Origin of the sequence: Dechloromonas denitrificans (genome assembly GCF_020510685.1) — a bacterium.
Taxonomy (GTDB): domain Bacteria; phylum Pseudomonadota; class Gammaproteobacteria; order Burkholderiales; family Rhodocyclaceae; genus Azonexus; species Azonexus denitrificans_A.
On record NZ_CP075185.1, the window covers coordinates 2,393,974 to 2,413,747 of the forward strand.

The window sequence follows — 19,774 nt, forward strand, 5'->3', positions numbered from 1 at the left end:
GCCTCGGCGTGACAATATCGGCGATCTGGAGACATCCTGGATACGGCGAGGCGCCAAGTCATTGCCATCGCTTTTGGCCAATGAAGCGGCAGCAAAATTTTTATGTCTGTCGTGACAACCAAAACGCTCTTGGCGCGTTAGTCAGGCATTGCAGTTGATATTTGATAGGAAGTCGAAGTGCGCAGGTTAATTGTCGCAGTAGTGATTACGCTGTCTTCATGGGGTATTTTCGCCTCGGAGCCAGCCACAGTCGAGAGTCTGGCCGCAGACCTTGCAGCCCAGGAGATGGCGGTTACCGTGACGCCGATCCCGATGCCGCCCCCGGTGGTCGAGATGCTCAAGGATGTGAATACGGCCCCGGTTTTGAAGGCAGCAAAAAAGATCAAGGTGGCCAAGAAAAAGAGCCTGCCGACGCTATTGCTGTCGCGTACGGAACGCCACCAGATGGTGTTGTTGGCGTCCAGGCCGAACAATTCGTCGCTGATCGATTTTTTCAATGACGAGGATGCCGCCCCCGGTGTCGCCGATCTCGATCTTCATCGCTCCTTCAGCCGCCCCAAGCTGATCGAGGTGGCCGATCAGGATCAGGAGGACGAGAACCAGGGCATCTCCGATGCCGTCAAGCTCCGCTTGTTCCTGGCTCGGATGAAGGCAGTTCAGGCGCACGAGAAGAAATTCTCGTGAGCGGCGCCCCTCGGGCCTGATTTCCGAGGGGCGAATTTCCGGTGCGCACGGTACCGGATTATCAAGTTTAGATAGACCGTTTCAATTTGCAGCCGGCCACGGCTGCTACAATCCGTCGCCCTGAAACCTTACGCAAGGCCGGAAAATGGCGAGTCTGCTGCAATTTTGGCATGTCTGGAGCGGCTGGATCGTCGCTGCGGTGCTGCTTGCCATCACGCTGGGTTTTCTGCTGCGTTTCGTGCTCCCTGCCCTGGTGCTCGGACAGGAACTGGCAAAGGCCATCAAGGGCCTCGCCGCGCAATCGCTGCCGGCCGATCCCGAGCGGATTGGCCGGGAAGTCATGGACTCACCCCGGCTGCGCCACCTGTGGCGGGAATACACGCAAACCCTGCACGCCATTGCCGATCCGGCCACCCCCAAAGCGGTAGCCGCCTGGCGGGCAACGGCGATGGCCGAGGACTTTCTCACCGAGCGGGCGCTGGTCGATACGCCGCTCAAGACCGATTTCTACAAGCACCTGCCCGGCATTCTGACCGGCATCGGCATTATCGGCACCTTTACCGGCCTGATTGCCGGCCTTAACCATTTCGAGGTGTCGAGCAATGCCGAACTGGTACGCACCAGCCTGCGTTCGCTGATTCAGGGCGTCGGCCAGGCCTTCGAGGTGTCGGCGGCGGCGATCACCCTGGCCATGCTGGTCACCTGGATCGAGAAATCGATCGTCACGCGCCGCTACCGGCAGGTCGAAACCCTGGTTCAACGCATCGACAGCCTGTTCGACGCGGGCGTCGGCGAGGAATATCTGGCCCGCCTGGTGCGCGCATCGGAAGCTTCGGCCGTGCAGGCCGGACGGCTGCAGCAGGCCATCGTCGGCGAACTGCGCCAGGGCATGGCGGCCATGCTCGCCCAGCAGCAACAGGCGACCTTGCAGCATCAGGAGGCGCTGGCCAGCAAAGTGGCCGATGCGGTAGCGAAAACCGTGGCCAGCGCGCTACATGAACCGCTGGCGCGCATGACGACGGCGGTCGAGCGCTTGGGGGCCGGCCAGGGCCAAGCCGTCGGTGGCGCCCTGGAAAAAGCCCTGAACCAGTTCAGCGGCCGCCTCGACGACACCTTCGGGCAGCGCCAGGACGGCCTGGAAAGCCTGCTGCAGCGGACGGCGAATGCCCTCGAAGCGACCGTCGGCGAACTCGGCAAGGTGGCCGGGCGCCTTGAGCTGGCCGGGCGCGGCGCGGTCGAATCAGCCGCCGGGCGGCTGGACAATGCCGGCCGGGGCGTTGGCGAGGCTGCCGAATTCTTCGCGCTGAGCAGCGGCGACATGGCGGCCTCGGCAGCGGCGATGTCGCAGGCGGCGAACAGCGTCGGCCAATCGCTCAGCGATCAGCGCCAGCTCACCGCCTCGATCGCCCTGATGGTGGGCGATTTGCGGGCGACCATCGAACACGCCCGGCGCGAAGCGGCGCTGACCGGCGAACTGGTCGGCCGGATGGAGGGCGCAGCGGCCACCCTGGGCCGGGCCGGACATGACGCCGACACCTATCTGCAAGGGATTTCCGATGTACTGGCCCAGGCGCATGCCGCCTTTGCCGAGAATGTCGAGCGCACGCTGGCCCGTGGCAACGGCCAGTTCCAGCAGCATGTGACCGGGGCCGTCGAAGCGCTCAAAGGCGCCATCGAAGAACTGGCTGACGCGCTGGCTCAGGAACCGGTGCGCCGGTGAGCCTGGTCCGACCGCGGGCCGCCAGCCGGCGCGGCAATCGGGAAGACGGCGAAAAGCCGTTCTGGATCTCGTTTTCCGACCTGATGACGGCGCTGATGGTGCTCTTCCTGGTGGCACTGACCGTCGCCCTGCTCGCCATCACCCACGAAATCTCCGAAACGGAGCACCGAAAAACCGAGCAGGAACAGGAAATTTCCGCTTTTCTCGCTCGCCTCCAGGCGCAGATTCAGAATTTTCCCGGCGTCAAACTGCGCGGCAGCGTCATCGATTTTGGCGACCGGGCGCGTTTTGAAACCAATAGCCACCGGCTGAGCGATAGCCAGGCCGCCTTGCTGCGCAGCTTCGTGCCGGCCGTTCTCGAACTCGCCCGCGATCCGCTCGGCGAAAAATGGTTGAAGCGGGTAGTGGTCGAGGGCTTTGCCGATGCTCGCGGCGGCTATCTGCACAACCTTGACCTCAGCCTGCGACGCTCCGAGCGCGTGTTGTGCGCCCTGCTGCTCCCGGCCAGCGGTCCAGAGGCGCTCGCCGAGGCTGATCGGCGCATGGTGCGCGAACTTTTCCTGGTCAGTGGCGCCTCGTTCAACGCCCTGAAAAACAGCCCGGAGGAAAGCCGCCGCATCGAACTGCGCCTGGAATTCCGCGAACCGGATGAAGCCGCCGTTCAACGGACCGACACTTCGGTCGATGCGGACCTGCGTTGCCCGCTGGATCGCCCGTGAACGACCTCGAAAAATTGCGCGAGCAATTGCGCCGCCGTTTCGTCGCCGTCCGCTCGTCGACCTCGCTGGCCCAGACCGAACCGGCCCTGCTCGCCCGCCTGAGTGCGGCCCGCCAGGGCCTGGCCGCGCCGCGCGGCCGCTTTTCCGATGCCCGCATCGCCCAGGGCGTCATGGCTTTTCGCATTGCCGGCGCGAACACCGCCTACCCCGAGCTGAAGTACGCCTGTTACGGAGTGGCAAGGCCGATGGACTGGGAAGGCCGCGTCCTGCTCGTCGAACCGCGCCAGCTGGAGCTGCTGCTGGCGACGGTGCGCACCCAGCACGGCCGGCCGCGCGCCGCGTGCTGCCGGGGTCTGCAGGCAGCCGTGGCCAGTGCGATCGATCAAACCGCCTCGCCGCAGCAAGCTGGCCTGACCCGATTACGCAACTTCCTGCAGGAAATGGGCGAGACGCGATGATGGCAATCCCTCCTCCGCCGGGCCGAGGCGCGGCATTACCGGTCTGATCGCATGAGACTCCCGCTCCCCTCCATGACCAGCCGTTCATTGCCCCATCTGCTCGGCAGCCTGTTCCTTGCCGCACTGCTGCTCGCCTCGGCAACGGGTTTCGCCCAGCCGGCTGGGATGATCCAGGTCGGACTGATCCACGTAAACGACATCTACCAGATCGCGCCGATTGATCCGCAGGCGCCGCGCGGCGGTCTGGCGCGCCTGGCCTCGCTGGTCAAAGCCATCCGCCAGCAAGACCCTGCCACCCTCTTCATCTTTGGCGGCGACACCCTTTCCCCGAGCGTCGAGTCCGGCCTGTTCAAGGGCCGGCAAATGATGGCCGCGTGGAATGCGCTGGGCGTCGATATCGCGGTGCCCGGCAACCACGAATTCGATTTTGGCGAATCGGTATTGCGCGACCGGCTCGCCGAATCCCGCTTTCCGTGGCTCGCCGCCAATCTGCTCGCCGAGCCGCCGCTGCCGGCCATCAAACCCTCCGAATTGCGGGTGATCAACGGCGTCCGCGTCGGCCTGCTCGGCTTGCTGACGCCCGATACCGCGACGCTGTCGAAGCCGGGGCCGAATATCCGTTTCGCGGAATTGCTGGCAGCGGCCGCATGGGAAGTAGCCGCTTTGCGCAGCCAGGGGGCCGAAGTCATCGTCGGTCTGACCCATTGCACGCTGGCGGAAGATCGCCTGCTGGCGGCGAGCGGTTTATTCGACCTGATCCTCGGCGGCCATGACCATCACCTGGTTACCGAGCAGGTCGGCCGCACGCCGATCTTCAAGGCCGGTTCGGATGCGCGCGACGCCATCCACATCCGCTTGCGTTTTGCGTCGGACCGCACCGGGCATCACCTGGCCGGCATGGCCTGGGACATCCTGCCGCTCGATGGACGGCAGGCCGAAGATCCGGCGGTGCTGAGTCTGGCTGCCGAATTCGAGCAACAGGTCAGCCAGCTGCTTGGCGAGCCGATTGCCGAGACTGCGGTCGCTCTTGACGCCCGCGGCGAAACCATGCGGCGGGGCGAGAGCAATATCGGCAACTTTGCCGCCGATGCGGTGCGCGAAGCCATGCGCAGCGATATTGCGCTGCTTAATGGTGGCGGCTTCCGCAGCGACCGGCTGCTCGGCCCCGGCCCGCTGACCCGGCGCGATATCCTGGCCCTGCTACCCTTCGAGAATCCGCTCGTCCTGCTGTCGATCACCGGCGCGCAACTGCGCGAAGTACTCGAACACGGACTCGACCGGCGCGTCGCCAAGGGTCAGAGCGGCGCCTTGCCGCATATTGGCGGGGTGCGCCTGAGTTATGCGCCGAAACAGCCCAAGGGCCAGCGCATCATCGAATTGCTGATCGCCGGCGAGCCTGTTCAGGCCGACAAAAGCTACACCCTGGCCACCTCCAGCTACCTGGCCGAGGGCGGCGACGGCTATCCGCTGCTCAAGCAACTGCCGGTGCTGCGCCCGGCCGAAGGCTCGCCGAGCGATACCGAAGTCCTGATCCAGGCCATGCAACGCACCCAGCATCTGGCGCCAAGCCTGGACGGCCGATTGAAGGTCGCGCCATGAATCCACTGCTCCAGTCCTTGCTCGGCTACGCCGCGTTCATCGCCATCGCCTGGCTGCTTTCTGAAAAACGGAAGGCCGTGCCCTGGCGGACGGTGGCCGGCGGCATCGTTCTGCAGATCGTCCTCGCCGTCACCATCCTCAAGCTGCCCGGCGCAAAAGCCGGCTTCACGGCGCTCAACGACGGCCTGCTGGCGCTCGAGCGGGCGACGCGTGCCGGCACCTCGATGGTTTTCGGCTACCTCGGCGGCGCCCCGCTGCCCTATAGCGAATCGGCCGCCGGCCTGAGTTTCGTGCTCGCCTTCCAGGCGCTGCCCATCGTCCTGGTGATGAGCGCCCTGTCGGCCCTGCTCTTCCACTGGCGGATCCTGCCGCGCCTGGTGCGCGCCATGTCCTGGCTGCTCGAAAGAAGCCTCGGCGTCGGCGGTGCCGTCGGGGTGTCGACGGCGGCCAACGTCTTTGTCGGGATGGTCGAGGCGCCGCTGCTGGTCAAACCCTATCTGACCCGCGTCTCGCGCGGCGAATTGTTCATCATTCTGTCGGCCGGCATGGCCGGCGTCGCCGGCACGGTGATGGGGCTCTATGCCGGAATCGTCGGCCCGCGCGTCCCGGATGCCCTCGGCCATATCCTGGCGGCTTCGTTCATCAGCGCTCCAGCCGCCATCGTCTTTGCCGTGCTGATGGTGCCGCCCGAAGGCCCGCCGACCGGCCGCGACGTGGACCTGCCCCGGCTCGATGGCAGCACGATGGATGCCGTCACCCGCGGCACCTCGGAAGGCCTGCAACTGCTGCTCAACGTCGTCGCCATGCTGGTCGTACTGGTCGCTCTGGTGGCGTTGGCCAACGAGGTTCTGGCCCTGCTGCCCCACGCCGGAAGCCCGTGGTCGCTGCAACGCTTGTTCGGCTACCTGATGGCCCCGCTCGCCTGGCTGGCCGGAATCGAATGGCAAGAGGCAGCGACCGCCGGCGCCCTGCTCGGCACCAAGACCATCCTCAACGAACTGATCGCCTATCTCGAACTGGCGGCGCTGCCGCCTGAAGCGCTCTCGGCGCGCAGCCGCGTGATCATGACTTACGCGCTATGCGGCTTCGCCAACCTGGGCAGCCTCGGCATCATGATCGGCGGCCTGACCACGATGGTGCCCGAGCGACGCCGGGAAATCCTCGATCTTGGCCCGCGCACGCTGGTCGCCGGCACCCTCGCCACGCTGTCCTGCGGCTGTATCGTCGGCATGCTCTATTAACGCCAGACGGCGCCACGGCCCGAAACGCCGATTGCTTCAGGCCGGCGCAACAGCGCCCCAACTCCCGGGAAAAATTCGCAAAATTCTTTCATCATAAATATCCGATTGCTCAGGCGCCCGGCCTCCTTCACAATGGTCAAGGTACGGCACTCCTAATCCTCCCGCAAACAGGGTGGTCAATCGCAATGGAGACAGACATGGCTAGCTCGAATATCGCGCATCAGTCGCTGACTAGCCGAATCGCGCTGACCGTCCTGACAATTTTCATCATCGGCTTGTGGACGCTATCGTTTTACCTCGGCAAAACGCTTCGCACTGAGCTCGAGGTCTTGCTGAGCGAGCAGCAAATGGGCGTGGCCTCGTCGATAGCCCGTGACGTCAATGAGGAATTGACGGTCCGCCTGGAAGCGCTGGACAAAGTCGCCAGCACGGTCACCCCGGCGATGATGGACGACCCGCATCGGCTGCAGAAATTGCTGGATCAGCGCCTGATATTCCCGACATTGTTCAACGCCGGCAGTTATATCGTTGGCCGGGACGGCATCATCATCGCTGACTATCCGCGCTCGGCGGGCCGCCTAGGCCTCGATTTGCACGACAAACCAACCGTCGGTCGCGCACTCCGCGAAGGAAAAGGCGGCGTCAGCCAGCCGCTGATCGGACCGATCCTGAAAAAGCCGGTATTCAGTCTGGTCAGCCCCATTTTCGACAGCCAGGGCAAGGTCATCGGCGCAATCGGTGGCATTGTCAATCTGGGCCTTCCGACCTTTCTCGACCAGGTCAGCGAAGCCGTTTACGGCAAGACTGGCGAGGTTTTGCTGGTCTCCCCACAGTCCCGCACGATTGTCACGAGCTCCAAAAACGAACGTATTTTCGAGAGGCTTCCCGCCCGCGGCGTCAGTCCGGCAATTGACCGTTACATCGCCGGCGACGAAGGCTATTCGGTCTTGATCAACCCGCTCGGGGTCGAAGTCCTGGTTGCCGTCAAACGAGTGTCCGTCGCCGGTTGGTACGTCGCCGTTACCTTGCCAACAGTCGAAGCCTTTGCCCCGGTGGCCACCATGCAGCGACACATGCTCGGCGGCACGCTGCTCCTTACTTTGTTCGCGACATGCCTGACCTGGTGGGCGATGCGACGGCAATTGACGCCCTTGGTCAGCGCCGCCCAGAAAATCAATGCGATGGCCGCCTCGGCCGAGGCTCCGCAACACTTGCCCGTCGTCCGGAACGACGAAGTCGGGACGCTGATTGCCGGATTCAATCGCCTCGTCGATGCGCTGGCCGAACGGGAACAACTGGTCGGGGAAGCCAAGACAACTCTCGAAGCGGCGCTGTCCAGCATGAACGAAGCGGTATTGATCATCGATACCGAGGGGCGCTATATCCACTTCAACGATGCCTTCTTCAGTTTTTTCCGCTTTAACAAGCGGGAGGAATGTTTCGCATCGTTGGCTGATTCGTACCGGGACATCGAGATCTTCTTGCCGACCGGCGAGTCGGTACCCCAGGAGGAATGGGGTACGACCAGAGCACTGCGCGGCGAAAGGGCAATAAACGTCGAACGCACATTGCGCCGACGGGACACTGGTGCAACCTGGATCAGCAGTTTCAATTTCGCACCGATTCGCGACCGGAACAACCGCATCGTTGGCGCCGTCGTCACGGCACGGGACATTACCGAGGCCAAGGCGGCCGAGCAGGCGATCAAGGACCTTAACGCCACCCTGGAAGCAAGGATTGCCGAACGCACGGCCGACCTGGAAATTTCAAACCGCTCGCTGGTCATTGCCATGCAGCAGGCCGAAACGGCAAATCGTGCCAAGAGCGCCTTCATCGCCAACATGAGTCACGAAATCAGAACGCCGCTGAACGCGATCAATGGCATGGCGCAATTGATACGACGGTCAGGGGTAGCGCCGCAGCAGTTGGCAAGACTGGAAAAGATCGATATTGCGAGCCAACACCTTCTCGAACTGATCAACGACATCCTCGACATCTCCAAGATCGAAGCCGGCAAGTTCGCCATCGAGGCAATCAACGTCAACGTTCAGAGCATCACCGCCAATGTCCGCTCCATTCTTGCCGAACGGGCCCAAGCCAAAAATATCAAGTTGGTGATCGACAATGCCCCCTTGCCCGGCCCGCTGCTCGGCGACCCGGCGCGACTCCAGCAAGGATTGTTGAACTACGCAACCAATGCGATCAAGTTCACCGCTGCCGGCACCGTCACGCTACGTACCAGAATGCTGGCCAATGACGGCGACAGTGTGTTGCTGCGCTTTGAAGTCGAGGATACCGGCATCGGTATTCCGGCCGAAACCATCCCCCGGCTCTTTCAAGCCTTTGAGCAAGCCGACAACTCGACGACGAGACAATATGGCGGCACCGGCCTGGGCCTGGCCATTACCCGGAAGCTGGCCAAATTCATGGGGGGCGAAGCGGGTGTCGAGAGTACCGTCGGAATCGGCAGCACCTTCTGGTTCTCCGCAAGACTACACATCGGGTTGGCAAAAGCCGAAGCCAAACCGCTGGCGGTGGCCGACCCCGAAAGCGTGCTGCGGAATGAGTACGCCGGATTCAGCGTACTCATCGTCGACGACGAGCCGATCAACCGGGAAGTCGCTCAAGAGCTTTTGGAAGACACGGGCTTGCTGATCGATACCGCCGAAAATGGTACGGAAGCCATCGCCAAGGCTAGGGAAGCGAACTACGCGCTGATCCTGATGGACATGCAAATGCCCGAGATCGATGGGCTTGAAGCGACCCGGCAACTACGGGCATCCCCGGCCTATCGGCGCACCCCGATCATTGCCATGACCGCCAATGCCTATACCGAGGACCGGGAACGCTGTTTTGCGGCCGGCATGAATGACTTCCTGAGCAAGCCATTCGACCCTGAGCGGCTGTATGCGATTCTGGTCAAATGGCTTAGTCAGGACCAAGCCTGACGCCAGCCTCCGACATCAACTCGATTTCATCGCCTTTTCATCTTGCAGCGCGGCCTTCAGATCGTCGATCAGGCGATCGATGGATTTGTGCGCATCGTAAAACTCATAGTCGCCCTTGCTGATCTCACGCACCACGTTGGGTTCATCGCCATGCAGCGGAACTTGCACATGGACGCCCTTGGTAATGACGATCATCCCGTCTTCCTTTTTCGACGGTTCGCTCAGGGCGACAGGGGTGAAACCGAGTTTGTTGAGTTTTTCAGCTAATGCTTGCGCGTTCATATCTTTCCTTTGCGAATAATGGGCCCGCACGCAGGTGTCCGGCACCGGTGCGAGGCGGTTCTGAATTATTTTTGGCCGGTTGACCAGATAAACGACTGCACATCGATCATGTCCTTGGGCATCAGGCCTTCCTCAACGAGACTCGTGCGCAGGTAGTTGTAGAGTCGCAGCACGGCCGTGTAGGTTCGCCAGTTCGGCTCGACCTTGTAGTTGATTCGCCAGCAAAAAGCCTTGGTCACATTCTGAATGACGGTCGGCTTGATGAAGACCTTTTCCTGCGGGAAGCGGATGAATCCAAAGAGTGTGGCATAGGGCCAGCGACTGATCCCGAGCAGATCAAGGGCACGAACAAAGCCCTTGAAGCGATCTTCGTCCGAATCCGTTCCGTAAAGCAGATTGGCCAAGGCCTCCGAGAAGGTCTTCTGGCTCAGGGGCGTCTCCAGGGCGCTATAGAAAGCCGTCTTTTCGCTCTTGGTCAGCAGATTGGTCACCGATTCGATATGCCGGGCCCGGTCGCAGACATCCTGATAGCGACGCTCCGCGATGAGCCCGGAAATCTCCGTTTCACCGAGTAACTGAATGCAGAGCTGATGCGCCCGCACGCTGGCATCCCGCTCGTCCTTGAGGAAACGCGGTGCTGAAAAGCCGTCCGGGTGGATCGCCAGGAAGCGGGCGATGGCCATCTCGGTCGTGACATAGTCCGTGCTGCCGATTTGTGACGTTTCGATCAGATTGTCCAGGAGGCGATGTTTTGCCGCGGCCCCCTCGGCTGTCTCGAGCTGGACAAACGACCTTGAAAGACGCTTGGCGCCTGTGCCGACAAAGAAAACGTCAATATTGTCGGGGGTTACATTGAGCACTTTCCCGAGCCCCCAGCCCTTCTGGTTGGGGTGAAATACACGATCGCCTTGGGTGAGGTTGCTCATCTTGCTCTCCGCCGTTTCCGGAAAAAAAGCGGCCAATTTTAACACGCGCTCGGAAATACGGACCTTGCCGGGCTGGCGAATCAGCCCATGGCTTTGAAATTGACAAAACCGCTCATCGCTGCGGAGGCTGCGCCCCATCCCGAATGACAAACAAGGCAGCCAACCCGAGCAGCGACAGCGAAAAAGATGCCGCGATGCCCCAGAAAGCGCCGCCCGACTCCAGCAGCAGGGCGAACAGGAAAGGCGCCGCGGCTTGCGTCATGCGCTGGGCCACGGCCAGCTTGCCCTGCAGCAGCCCGTAACCAAGCGGCCCGAAGAGGAACAAGGGCAGCGTACCCCGGGCAATGGTGATCATTCCGTTGCCGGCGCCATGCAACAAGGCAAAGGCCGCCGCACCGGCCGGACCGCCGATCAACAGCAAGCCGATGCCGCCCAGCGGGTGCAGCACCGTGGCAAGGCGCGCCGTCGCCAGCGGATTGGTGCGGAACTTATGGGCGGCAACGAACTCGGCCAGCCGGGCCGCCACCTGCGCCGGGCCGACCAGCGCGGCGGCGCCGATCGCCACGGCAACCGGCAGGCCGCTGACCAGCAACAGACCGGGCAGATGCGCCGCCATCGCCGAAGTGACGAATGCCGTCGCGGCGCCGAAGACGACCAGCGCCAGGAAGTTTCGCCGCCGGCCATCCGATGGGCCATGCCGTTTGCCATCTGACGGCTCGCCACCGACCGCGCCCGTCACCTGCCCGGCAAGATGCCGGGCGGCAGGAACAAACCGGAAATACAGCGGCAGGGCCAGCAACAAATTGGTCGCTGCCCAAAAAAAGCAGGCGCTTCGCCAGTCCCCCTGGGCAACCAGCCAGGCCGTCAGCGGCCAGCCGATGGTGCTGGCAAAGCCGCCGAGCAGTGTGATGCCGGTGATCGGCGCCCGCGCCGCAACGCCGTGTTCCCTGACCAGCGCGGCAAAAGCCGCGTCATAAAGGCCAAGGGCCATGCCGACGCCGATCAGGGCCCAGGCAGCGAACAGCCCAACAACGCCGCCGGCCATGCCCAGCGCCACCAGGCCAGCCGCCAGGATCAGGCTGGAAAGACACAACACCCGCTGCCCGCCGTGGCGGTCGATGTAACGCCCGACCAACGGCCCGAGCACGGCCATCAACAGCAGCGAACAGGAAAAGGCGGCGAAGACCAGCGAAGAATTGATCTCGAGTTCGGCGGCCAGCGGCTTGGCGAGCACCGCCGCCAGATAGGTGGACGAAGCCCAGGCAACCGTCTGCGCGACACCGAGGGCGAGAACCTGCGGCCAGCTAGCCGACACGTTCCAGCCACACCGCAGTGTCGTGATAAGCCACGCCGGCCGCCGGCCAGCCCGGCTCGGCGCTGACCAGGGCATTGATGCCGACCCCGTCGATGAACGCCGCGTTCGGCCACTGGCTTTCGACCACCACGGTGTCCGGCTGCAGGCCGGCCGCCGGCCTGGCGTACAACGCGACCTGCCCTTGCGCGTTGCCGAGACGCACCACATCGCCTTCGCCGATGCCCAGCCGGGCACAGACATCGCGATGGATCAGCACGGTTGGCCGCCCTTCGCCGTGGCGCGAGCTCGCTGTCTCGGTAAAGGTGGTGTTCAGGAAATGGCGGGCCGGCGCGGCGACCAGCCGGAAAGGCTTGTCCGGCGTCGGCACATCGATGACCGGCTGGTGATCGGGAAAAGCCGGCATGGCGGCATGGCCTTCGCCGCGCTGCGTCCAGTCCGGCGCAAAGCGGAAGCGCCCGTCCGGATGCCCGAAACCATCGAGAAAATGGGCTTTTTCAAAAGGCAGGGCGGAATCGAGCCAGCCGGCGGCGAGCAGATCGTCGGCCCCCGGCTTGCCGGAGGCTTGCAGCACCGCATCGACCAATTGCCACTCGCTCAGACCGAAGGCCGGATGTTCGATGCCCAGGCGGCCGGCCAGTTGGCCGATGAAGTCATGGTTCGAGCGGCATTCGCCGAGCGCCGGCACAAGCGCCCGGGAAGCCTGCAGAAAGGTGTGGCCGGAAGCCTGGTAGAGGTCGTCGTGTTCGAGAAAAGTGGTCGCCGGCAGAACCAGATCGGCGAGTTGCGCCGTATCGGTCATGAACTGCTCGTGGACGCAGACGAAGACGTCGTCGCGCAGCAAGCCCTGGCGCACGCTCAGGCTGTCGGGGGCGACAACGGCCGGGTTGGTGCTCTGGATGAGCAAGGCGGTGACCGGCGGGCCATCGCCGATGTCGCGCCGATCGCCGGCCAGCACGGCACCGAGCCGGCCCATGTCGAGCTGGCGAGCGAGCGGTGGATTGGCATCCAGACCGTAGAGGAAGCGCGTGTTCAGACCATAAAGCCCGCCGTTGCTGTACAGCGCCCCGCCGCCGCGATGCTGCCAGGCGCCGGTCAGGGCCGGCAGGCAACTGACCGCATGCATCGCGGCCGAACCGTTGCGCTGGCGGGTAAAGCCATAGCCGAGGCGCAGATAACTGCGTCCGGTGGAACCATACAGCCGGGCAAAACGGCTAATGTCATCGACCGACAGGCCGGTTATCCCGGCCGCCCAGGCCGGCGTGCGGCTGGCCAGATGCGCTTCGAGCGCCGGCGAGAAATCGGTCAGGCGCGCCAGATAGCTGCGGTCGACCAGGTTTTCCGCCAACAGGACATGCATGACGGCGCAGGCCAGCGCGCCGTCGGTGCCGGGTTTCAGCGCCAGGTGGAGATCGGCCTTGGCGGCCGTCGCCGTCCGGTAGGGATCGACGACGACCAGCGGAACCTGCCGTCCGCGCCGGGCTTTCTGCACCCAATGCATGAAATTGACCTGGGTATGCACCGGATTGCCGCCCCAGATGACGATCAGCTCCGAATCGAGCATCTCGCGCGGATCGACCCCGTGCTTGGCCCCCGCTCCGGCCAGCCAGCCGGCATCGGCCAAGGCGACACAAAAGGTCTCGCGCTGCCGCGACCAGCCGGCCAGATGGCCCAGCCGGCGAATCGCGCCGCGCTGGACGAAACCCATCGTACCGGCATAGTGATAGGGCCAGACGGTTTCCGGGCCGTGGCGGCTGGTGGCCTGTTGCAGCCGCTCGGCCAGCAGATCGAGTGCGTCGTCCCAGCCGATCGGCGCAAACTGCCCGCTGCCTTTTGCCCCGACCCGCCGCAGGGGCTGGGTCAGCCGCTGCGGATGGTTTGTCCGCTCGGCATAGCGGGCCACCTTGGCGCAAATCACGCCCTCGGTGTAAGGCTGCCCGGCGCCCCGCAAGCGGCCGACCCGGCCATCCGCCGTGATTTCCACATCCAGCGCACAGACACTGGGGCAATCGTGAGGACAAACGCTGGGTCGAAATTGCGAAGACATGGGGCGGCCGGAAAATTTGATGAAACGGATTGTCGCTCTTGCTCCGGCCTGCCGCCAAACGCCTTTGTTATTTGCATAGAAGGTTTTTATCGTTCCGCGGCGCAGCGCGAATGACTAAGGTCTCGGTGCTGCACCGCAAACCGAGGAAACGATGCCCATAGAAGATCTTCTGGATTACTTTGTCGAGCGTGACAAAACCAGTTCGGAACCAGAAACACACCTCCAGATCAGCGACAACGGCGCGTCCGGGCATTATCGCGGGCTGCACCTATCGACCGTCTTTCAACCCTTGTTCGATGCCGCCACGCTGAAGGCGCGGGCGCATGAGGCACTGCTCCGCGTCCATGACGAAACGGGCAACTCGCTGTCGCCCGCTGCCGCCTTCGCCATCCCGGCCAGCACCGACGAGGTGGTGTATTTCGACCGCCTGTGTCGCATCATGCATGCGGTCAACTTCGTCCGCCAGGCGCCCTCGGGGAGCGAACTTTTCGTCAATGTCAGCGGACGCCACCTGCTCGGCGTGACCAATCGGGGGCATGGCGAAATCTTTGAACGCCTGCTGCACATGTGCGGACTCAAACCCCGGCAGATCATCCTCGAAGTGCTCGAAGCCAAGGTCGACGACATTTCCCGGCTCAACGAAGCGGTGGCCGCCTATCGCGAACGCGGCTATCGGGTCGCCATCGATGATTTCGGCTGCGAACATTCGAATTTCGACCGCCTGTGGCGCCTGACTCCGGATATTGTCAAGCTCGACCGCTCGCTGATCCTTCAGGGCACGAGCAACGAGCGGGCGCGGCGGATCCTGCCCAAGATCATCGAGATCATCCATGAACTGGGCGCCCAGGTCGTCTGCGAGGGCGTCGAAACGCCCGAGCAACACGCCTTGGCCATCGATGCCGGCGCCGATCTGGTTCAGGGCTATTATTACGCCATGCCGGCCCCGGAGCTGATCAGCCGGGCCACCCGACCCGTACTTGGCCAGCCCGTCCGCCCCCAACTGGTAACAGAAACGTTCCGGTGCCTCGTACCGGAGTGAGTCCAACCACCGCGTCAGTCCGGAGAATCCCATGCTCGTCGGCGTCCCCAAGGAAATAAAGAACCACGAATACCGTGTCGGACTTACCCCGGCCAGCGTCCAGGAACTCGTCACGCGCGGCCATCGGGTCATCGTCGAGAAGAATGCCGGCGCGGCGATCGGCCTGGCCGACGAAAAATATCTTGCCGCCGGCGCCCAGCTGGTGGCCAGCGCCGAGGAGGTTTTTACCCGGGCCGAACTGATCGTCAAGGTCAAGGAACCGCAGCCCGGCGAATGCCGACAGCTCCGGGCCGGCCAGGTGTTGTTCACCTACCTGCACCTCGCCCCGGACCGGCAGCAGACCGAATTGCTGCTCGCCTCCGGTGTTACGGCCATCGCCTATGAAACAGTGACCGATGCAACCGGCGGCCTGCCCCTGCTCGCGCCGATGAGCGAAGTAGCCGGCCGGATGGCGATCCAGGCCGGAGCGGCCTGCCTGGAGAAATCGAAAGGCGGCGCCGGCATATTGCTCGGCGGCGTTCCCGGCGTAGCGCCCGGCAAAGTCGCCATTCTCGGCGGTGGCGTGGTCGGCTACAACGCGGCGCGGATCGCCGTCGGCTTCGGGGCCGACGTCACCATCATCGATCGCTCGCTCGACCGGTTGCGCTGGCTGGACAATCAGTTCGGCAACCGGATTCGCACCTTGTATGCAACCGGCGAGAGCATCGCCACCTCTGTCGTCGGGGCCGACCTGACCATTGGCGCCGTGCTCATCCCCGGCGCATCGACGCCCCACCTGATCCGCCGCGAACAACTGAAGAGCCTGCGCCCGGGATCGGTGCTGGTCGATGTCTCGATCGATCAGGGGGGCTGTTTCGAAACCAGCCGGCCGACCACCCATACCGACCCGACCTATCTGGTCGACGACATCGTCCATTACTGCGTTGCCAACATGCCGGGCGCCGTCGCCCGGACCTCGACCTTCGCCCTGAACAACGCCACCCTGCCCTTTGTCCTGGCTCTGGCCGAGCATGGCTATCGCCGGGCCTTGCTGGACGACCCGCATCTGTGCAGCGGTCTCAACGTCCACCAGGGAAAGATCACCTGCGCCCCGGTCGGCGAGGCCTTGGGGATCGCAACCCTCGACGCGCAGGACGCCCTGAAAATCTAGATCCGCCAGCCACCCGGATATTGGCTGTTTGACCGATCCGCGCCTTCTTTGCCTGGCGCGGGCGGCGTTGTACTCTTGCAAAAGTTCGCACGTCGAATCGCAGGCAAGCTTCAGCAAAATCAATCTTTCGCGTCACCGGCCGCCGGCTGACTGTTTGCAAGGGATACCGACTTTGACCGGAAAAGTCACGCCAATGCCACCTGACAAGCCAAGCGATACCGAGCAAGCAGCGCCTGCCGCAATACCACCGGCGCCCATCGCCTGCGTCGGTACGGCGAGCGCCGCACGCCAGGCGCAATGGGCTCGATTGAGCCAGCAAATGATTCTGGCGTCTTTTGCGCCGGCCGCGGTACTGACCAACCAGGCCTTTGAAATCCTGCATTGCTCCGGCCCGACCGAAAATTATCTGGAACTGCCGCGCCCCGGGCCGACCAAGGACTTGCCCGGCGTCGCCCGGGAAGGGCTCGGTTCGCGCTTGCGTAGCGCCTTGCAGCAGGCCATCGCCAGTCGCGCCACGGTGCTGGTCGAGGACGCCCGGGTCAAGCGCCGGAACAGCTTTCACCCGGTTCGCTTCAGCGTCGTTCCGGCGCCCGACAGCGGCGATGGGCAGCCCTTGTTCCTGGTCGTTTTCGAAGACGTCGTACTTGCCGAAGACAAGGTGGAACAGCGCGTGCGCAAGCGCACGGCCCAGTTGCGAACGCTGATCGCCGAACTGACGCTGACCGGGGAACGCGAGCGGCGGACGCTGGCGCGCGATCTGCATGACGATCTTGGCCAGGTACTCGCCATCGTCAAAATCAAGCTCACCTCGCTGGAAGGCTGTGAACGGCGCGGAGCGCTGAAGACTTCGTTGAAACAGATAGAAGAACTGGTCGATCAAGCGAATCGTTCGGTGCGCTCGATGATGCAGCAACTGAGCCCGCCAATTCTCCAGGCGCTTGGCCTGGTCGCCGCGCTGGAATGGCTGGCCGAGGAAATGGAACGCCTTTACGGCCTGGTCGTTCGCCTCGACTGCGACGGTGCATTGCCGGCCGTTGAGGAGCCGGCGCGAACGACGATCTTTCGCGCCATCCGGGAATTGTTGATCAATGTCGCCAAGCACGCCAATACGAATGCCGCCCAAGTCCTTTGCCACCTGACTGACGATGGTCGTTTTTCTGTATCGGTGATCGATCAGGGCGAGGGTTTCGACTATCACGAGGCACTGACCAAACCGGCCAAGGATTCCGGATTCGGCCTGATCGGCATCGCGGAACGGATAGAATTCATTGGCGGAGAAATGTCCGTGGACACCATGCAGGGCTATGGGACGACAATCTCCATAACATTTCCGGTCAAAAGTGGAAATGAGCTGGCGGAGGAAGGGCGAAATGGCGATTCGGATATTGTTGGCGGATGACCACAAAATACTGCGCGAGGCCTTGAAAGGAATCCTCGAACGCGAGCACGACATTGCGCTGGTCGGCGAGGCAAACGACGGCGCCGAAACCATCAAGCTGACCCGGGAAGTCCATCCCGATATCGTTTTGATGGACATCGGGATGCCAGTCATGGGCGGCATAGAAGCCGCCCGTACCCTGCTCGCCGAGCAACCCGAACTCAAGGTGATCGCCCTGTCGACCTACTCCGATCGACGTATCGTGCTGCAAATGCTGGATGCCGGGGCGCGCGGCTATATCGTCAAGTCGGCCGGGCGCGACGAGTTGCTGCGGGGCATTCGCGCCGTTTCACACGGCCGGATCTATCTCTGCCCCGATGCCTCGGCCGTTCTGGTCGATAGCGTGCGCGCCAGGAGCCTGGGCGAACCTTTTGCCAGCGAACGCCTGGGCAAACGCGAGCGCGAAGTCCTGCAATTGCTGGCGGAAGGCCATACCTCGCCGACTATCGGCAAAAAACTGCATATCGCCACCAGCACAGTCGAAGTACATCGCCGGAACATCATGCGCAAGCTGGAACTGCACAGCATCGCCGAGCTGACCAAATACGCAATCCGCAATGGCCTGACGTCCTCCTGAAGCGCCTTCCCGGCATTGGCCGACACTGCGCTGCGATGATGGATCGCTAGACCCACGAACATTGGGCCGTCCCGGTCAACGGGACGAACAGGACCGGCAGCACACAACGTTGCTCCAACCTGCCGTTTGCGTCTTTCTTCAACAAAAGCAATTCCTGCCCGAAATATCGATCGCCGACCGGCATGATCAGTCTGCCGCCCGGCTTGAGCTGCTCGACTAGCGCCGCCGGGATCTGCGGCGCGCCGGCCGTGACGATTACCGCGTCGTAAGGAGCGTGCTCGACCCAACCGAAACAGCCGTTCCCGCTTTGCACCTCGACATTCCCATAGCCCAGCTGCTGCAGACGCTGGCGCGCCGCGCAGGCAAGACTCTCGACAATTTCCAGCGAGTAGACCTGCTTGACCAGCAAGGCCAGTACGGCGGCCTGATAGCCCGATCCGGTGCCAATTTCGAGAACCACGTCATCGGCCTGCGGCTGAATCAGATCAGTCATCAAGGCGACGATATAAGGTTGCGAAATGGTTTGACCGTGACCAATCGGCAAAGGGGCATTGCGATAGGCGCCGGGCTGCAACTCGTCCGGAACGAAGGCATGCCGCGGCACCTTGCGCATTGCCGCGATCACCCGCTCGGCTAGTTCGGCGCGGCCGGTATAGCCGGCGGTCGCCCGCACCTCCTCGCGGATCTCGCCAAGCAGGTGTTCGAGGTTCACATCGGGATTCGTTTGCATCTGCCGTTCCACAAGAATGACCTTGGGAAAAATATACGCAAACGCCGTTAGGCAAAATACCAAGGCTCAAGTATTCAACAGCAGCGCAATGCCCTGCCCCATTTCGCCGGCGCAAAGGGAGCAGCGAAATCCACCGGCGGCCCTTGCCGGATATCGCCAAGCCGTTGCCGGGTCAAAATAATCAAATTTGGGTATTCCTGCGAGCACACCGGTCGTTCACCATCGGCGCTGTTGCTACCGGGATTTATGGAGGACCTGACGATGGCTCACACACTCGAACCGCTTAACACGCTTGATGCCATCAATCAGCGCTGCTCGGTGCGCTCGTTCCGCGGCAATGGCATTTCACGCGAAACGGTGCACCATCTGCTGGCCGCCGCAGTGCGTGCCCCGACAGCGATGCATCAGGAACCGTGGGCATTTGCCGTGATTCAGGACCGCCAATTGCTGAAAAGCCTGTCGGATCGCGCCAAACCGCACTTTGTCGCAGAAATGCACCACGCCCATTTCGACAGCGACGCGCTGCGTTTTTTCGAGAGCCCGGATTTCAATATCTTTTACAACGCCGGGACCCTGATCCTCATTTGCGGCAAGACCACGAACCCCCTGGCCGCCGCCGACTGCTGGCTGGCCGCCGAGAACCTGATGCTGGCTGCCTGTGCGATGGGGCTCGGCAGTTGCGTGATCGGTTCGGCAACCGATGCGCTGAACGCCCCGCAGGTCAAGGCGGAGCTCGATATCCCGGAATACCTGCAGGTCGTCGCGCCGATCATTGTCGGCGTGCCCGATGAAGTGACCAAACGCTCGCCAAGAAAAGAGCCGCAGATACTCAGCTGGAAATAGGCCGGGGCTGAGCACGGTAGCTTGCGGCAAATGCCGAGCCGGTCGATGCCTCATTTCCCGC

At 63.1% G+C, this 19,774-nt stretch carries 17 protein-coding genes; 12 read left to right on the top strand and 5 right to left on the bottom strand.

Going from position 1 to position 19,774, the window contains the following annotated elements:
- The first annotated feature begins 177 nt into the window (after positions 1–177).
- The 7 genes from KI611_RS11340 to KI611_RS11370 all read left to right on the top strand — a co-directional run bounded on the left by KI611_RS11340 (position 178) and on the right by KI611_RS11370 (position 9,369).
- Positions 178–684 (top strand): hypothetical protein, encoded by a 507-nt coding sequence (locus tag KI611_RS11340; protein WP_226414610.1) that lies wholly within the window; start codon positions 178–180, stop codon positions 682–684.
- A gap of 145 nt (positions 685–829) precedes the next feature.
- The gene (zorA, locus tag KI611_RS11345; RefSeq protein WP_226414613.1) at positions 830–2,404 is read left to right on the top strand and encodes an anti-phage ZorAB system protein ZorA; all 1,575 of its coding nucleotides are present in this window, start codon (positions 830–832) and stop codon (positions 2,402–2,404) included.
- On the top strand, positions 2,401–3,123 hold the full coding sequence (locus tag KI611_RS11350) for a flagellar motor protein MotB (protein WP_226414617.1): 723 nt from the start codon (positions 2,401–2,403) through the stop codon (positions 3,121–3,123). Before zorA ends, KI611_RS11350 begins: the two co-directional genes overlap by 4 nt.
- Positions 3,120–3,581: a hypothetical protein gene (locus KI611_RS11355; RefSeq protein ID WP_226414620.1), complete on the top strand. Its 462-nt coding sequence runs from the start codon at positions 3,120–3,122 to the stop codon at positions 3,579–3,581. The genes KI611_RS11350 and KI611_RS11355 overlap by 4 nt, the downstream gene beginning before the upstream one ends.
- Before the next feature lie 72 nt (positions 3,582–3,653).
- The gene (locus KI611_RS11360; protein ID WP_226414646.1) at positions 3,654–5,180 is read left to right on the top strand and encodes a bifunctional metallophosphatase/5'-nucleotidase; all 1,527 of its coding nucleotides are present in this window, start codon (positions 3,654–3,656) and stop codon (positions 5,178–5,180) included.
- Positions 5,177–6,421, top strand: coding sequence for a NupC/NupG family nucleoside CNT transporter (locus tag KI611_RS11365; RefSeq protein ID WP_226414649.1), 1,245 nt, complete (start codon positions 5,177–5,179; stop codon positions 6,419–6,421). Before KI611_RS11360 ends, KI611_RS11365 begins: the two co-directional genes overlap by 4 nt.
- 347 nt (positions 6,422–6,768) lie before the next feature.
- A complete protein-coding gene (locus KI611_RS11370) occupies positions 6,769–9,369 on the top strand; it encodes a response regulator (RefSeq protein ID WP_226419900.1) in 2,601 nt (866 codons plus the stop codon).
- A gap of 15 nt (positions 9,370–9,384) precedes the next feature.
- Here KI611_RS11370 and KI611_RS11375 read toward each other — a convergent pair whose 3' ends face one another.
- From KI611_RS11375 to KI611_RS11390, 4 genes are all read right to left on the bottom strand, one after another.
- Positions 9,385–9,651, bottom strand: coding sequence for a hypothetical protein (locus tag KI611_RS11375; protein WP_226414653.1), 267 nt, complete (start codon positions 9,649–9,651; stop codon positions 9,385–9,387).
- Positions 9,652–9,716: 65 nt separating this feature from the next.
- Positions 9,717–10,715, bottom strand: coding sequence for a DUF3553 domain-containing protein (locus tag KI611_RS11380; RefSeq protein WP_226414657.1), 999 nt, complete (start codon positions 10,713–10,715; stop codon positions 9,717–9,719).
- On the bottom strand, positions 10,690–11,892 hold the full coding sequence (locus KI611_RS11385) for an MFS transporter (RefSeq protein ID WP_226414660.1): 1,203 nt from the start codon (positions 11,890–11,892) through the stop codon (positions 10,690–10,692). Before KI611_RS11385 ends, KI611_RS11380 begins: the two co-directional genes overlap by 26 nt.
- Complete coding sequence (locus KI611_RS11390) at positions 11,882–13,873, bottom strand: molybdopterin-dependent oxidoreductase (RefSeq protein WP_226414663.1); 1,992 nt, start codon at positions 13,871–13,873, stop codon at positions 11,882–11,884. The genes KI611_RS11385 and KI611_RS11390 overlap by 11 nt, the downstream gene beginning before the upstream one ends.
- Positions 13,874–14,087: 214 nt before the next feature.
- Between KI611_RS11390 and KI611_RS11395 the strand changes: the two genes are divergently transcribed.
- From KI611_RS11395 to KI611_RS11410, 4 genes are all read left to right on the top strand, one after another.
- A complete protein-coding gene (locus tag KI611_RS11395) occupies positions 14,088–14,975 on the top strand; it encodes an EAL domain-containing protein (protein WP_226414666.1) in 888 nt (295 codons plus the stop codon).
- 31 nt (positions 14,976–15,006) lie between these two features.
- On the top strand, positions 15,007–16,125 hold the full coding sequence (gene ald / locus KI611_RS11400; protein ID WP_226414670.1) for an alanine dehydrogenase: 1,119 nt from the start codon (positions 15,007–15,009) through the stop codon (positions 16,123–16,125).
- A gap of 319 nt (positions 16,126–16,444) precedes the next feature.
- Positions 16,445–17,524, top strand: coding sequence for a sensor histidine kinase (locus KI611_RS11405; RefSeq protein ID WP_226414674.1), 1,080 nt, complete (start codon positions 16,445–16,447; stop codon positions 17,522–17,524).
- Positions 17,496–18,140: a response regulator gene (locus KI611_RS11410; protein WP_226414677.1), complete on the top strand. Its 645-nt coding sequence runs from the start codon at positions 17,496–17,498 to the stop codon at positions 18,138–18,140. Before KI611_RS11405 ends, KI611_RS11410 begins: the two co-directional genes overlap by 29 nt.
- Before the next feature lie 46 nt (positions 18,141–18,186).
- Here the strand turns inward: KI611_RS11410 and KI611_RS11415 are convergent, their stop codons facing one another.
- The gene (locus tag KI611_RS11415) at positions 18,187–18,870 is read right to left on the bottom strand and encodes a protein-L-isoaspartate(D-aspartate) O-methyltransferase (protein WP_226414680.1); all 684 of its coding nucleotides are present in this window, start codon (positions 18,868–18,870) and stop codon (positions 18,187–18,189) included.
- A gap of 261 nt (positions 18,871–19,131) precedes the next feature.
- Between KI611_RS11415 and KI611_RS11420 the strand changes: the two genes are divergently transcribed.
- On the top strand, positions 19,132–19,713 hold the full coding sequence (locus KI611_RS11420; RefSeq protein WP_226414683.1) for a nitroreductase family protein: 582 nt from the start codon (positions 19,132–19,134) through the stop codon (positions 19,711–19,713).
- Positions 19,714–19,774: the final 61 nt, after the last annotated feature.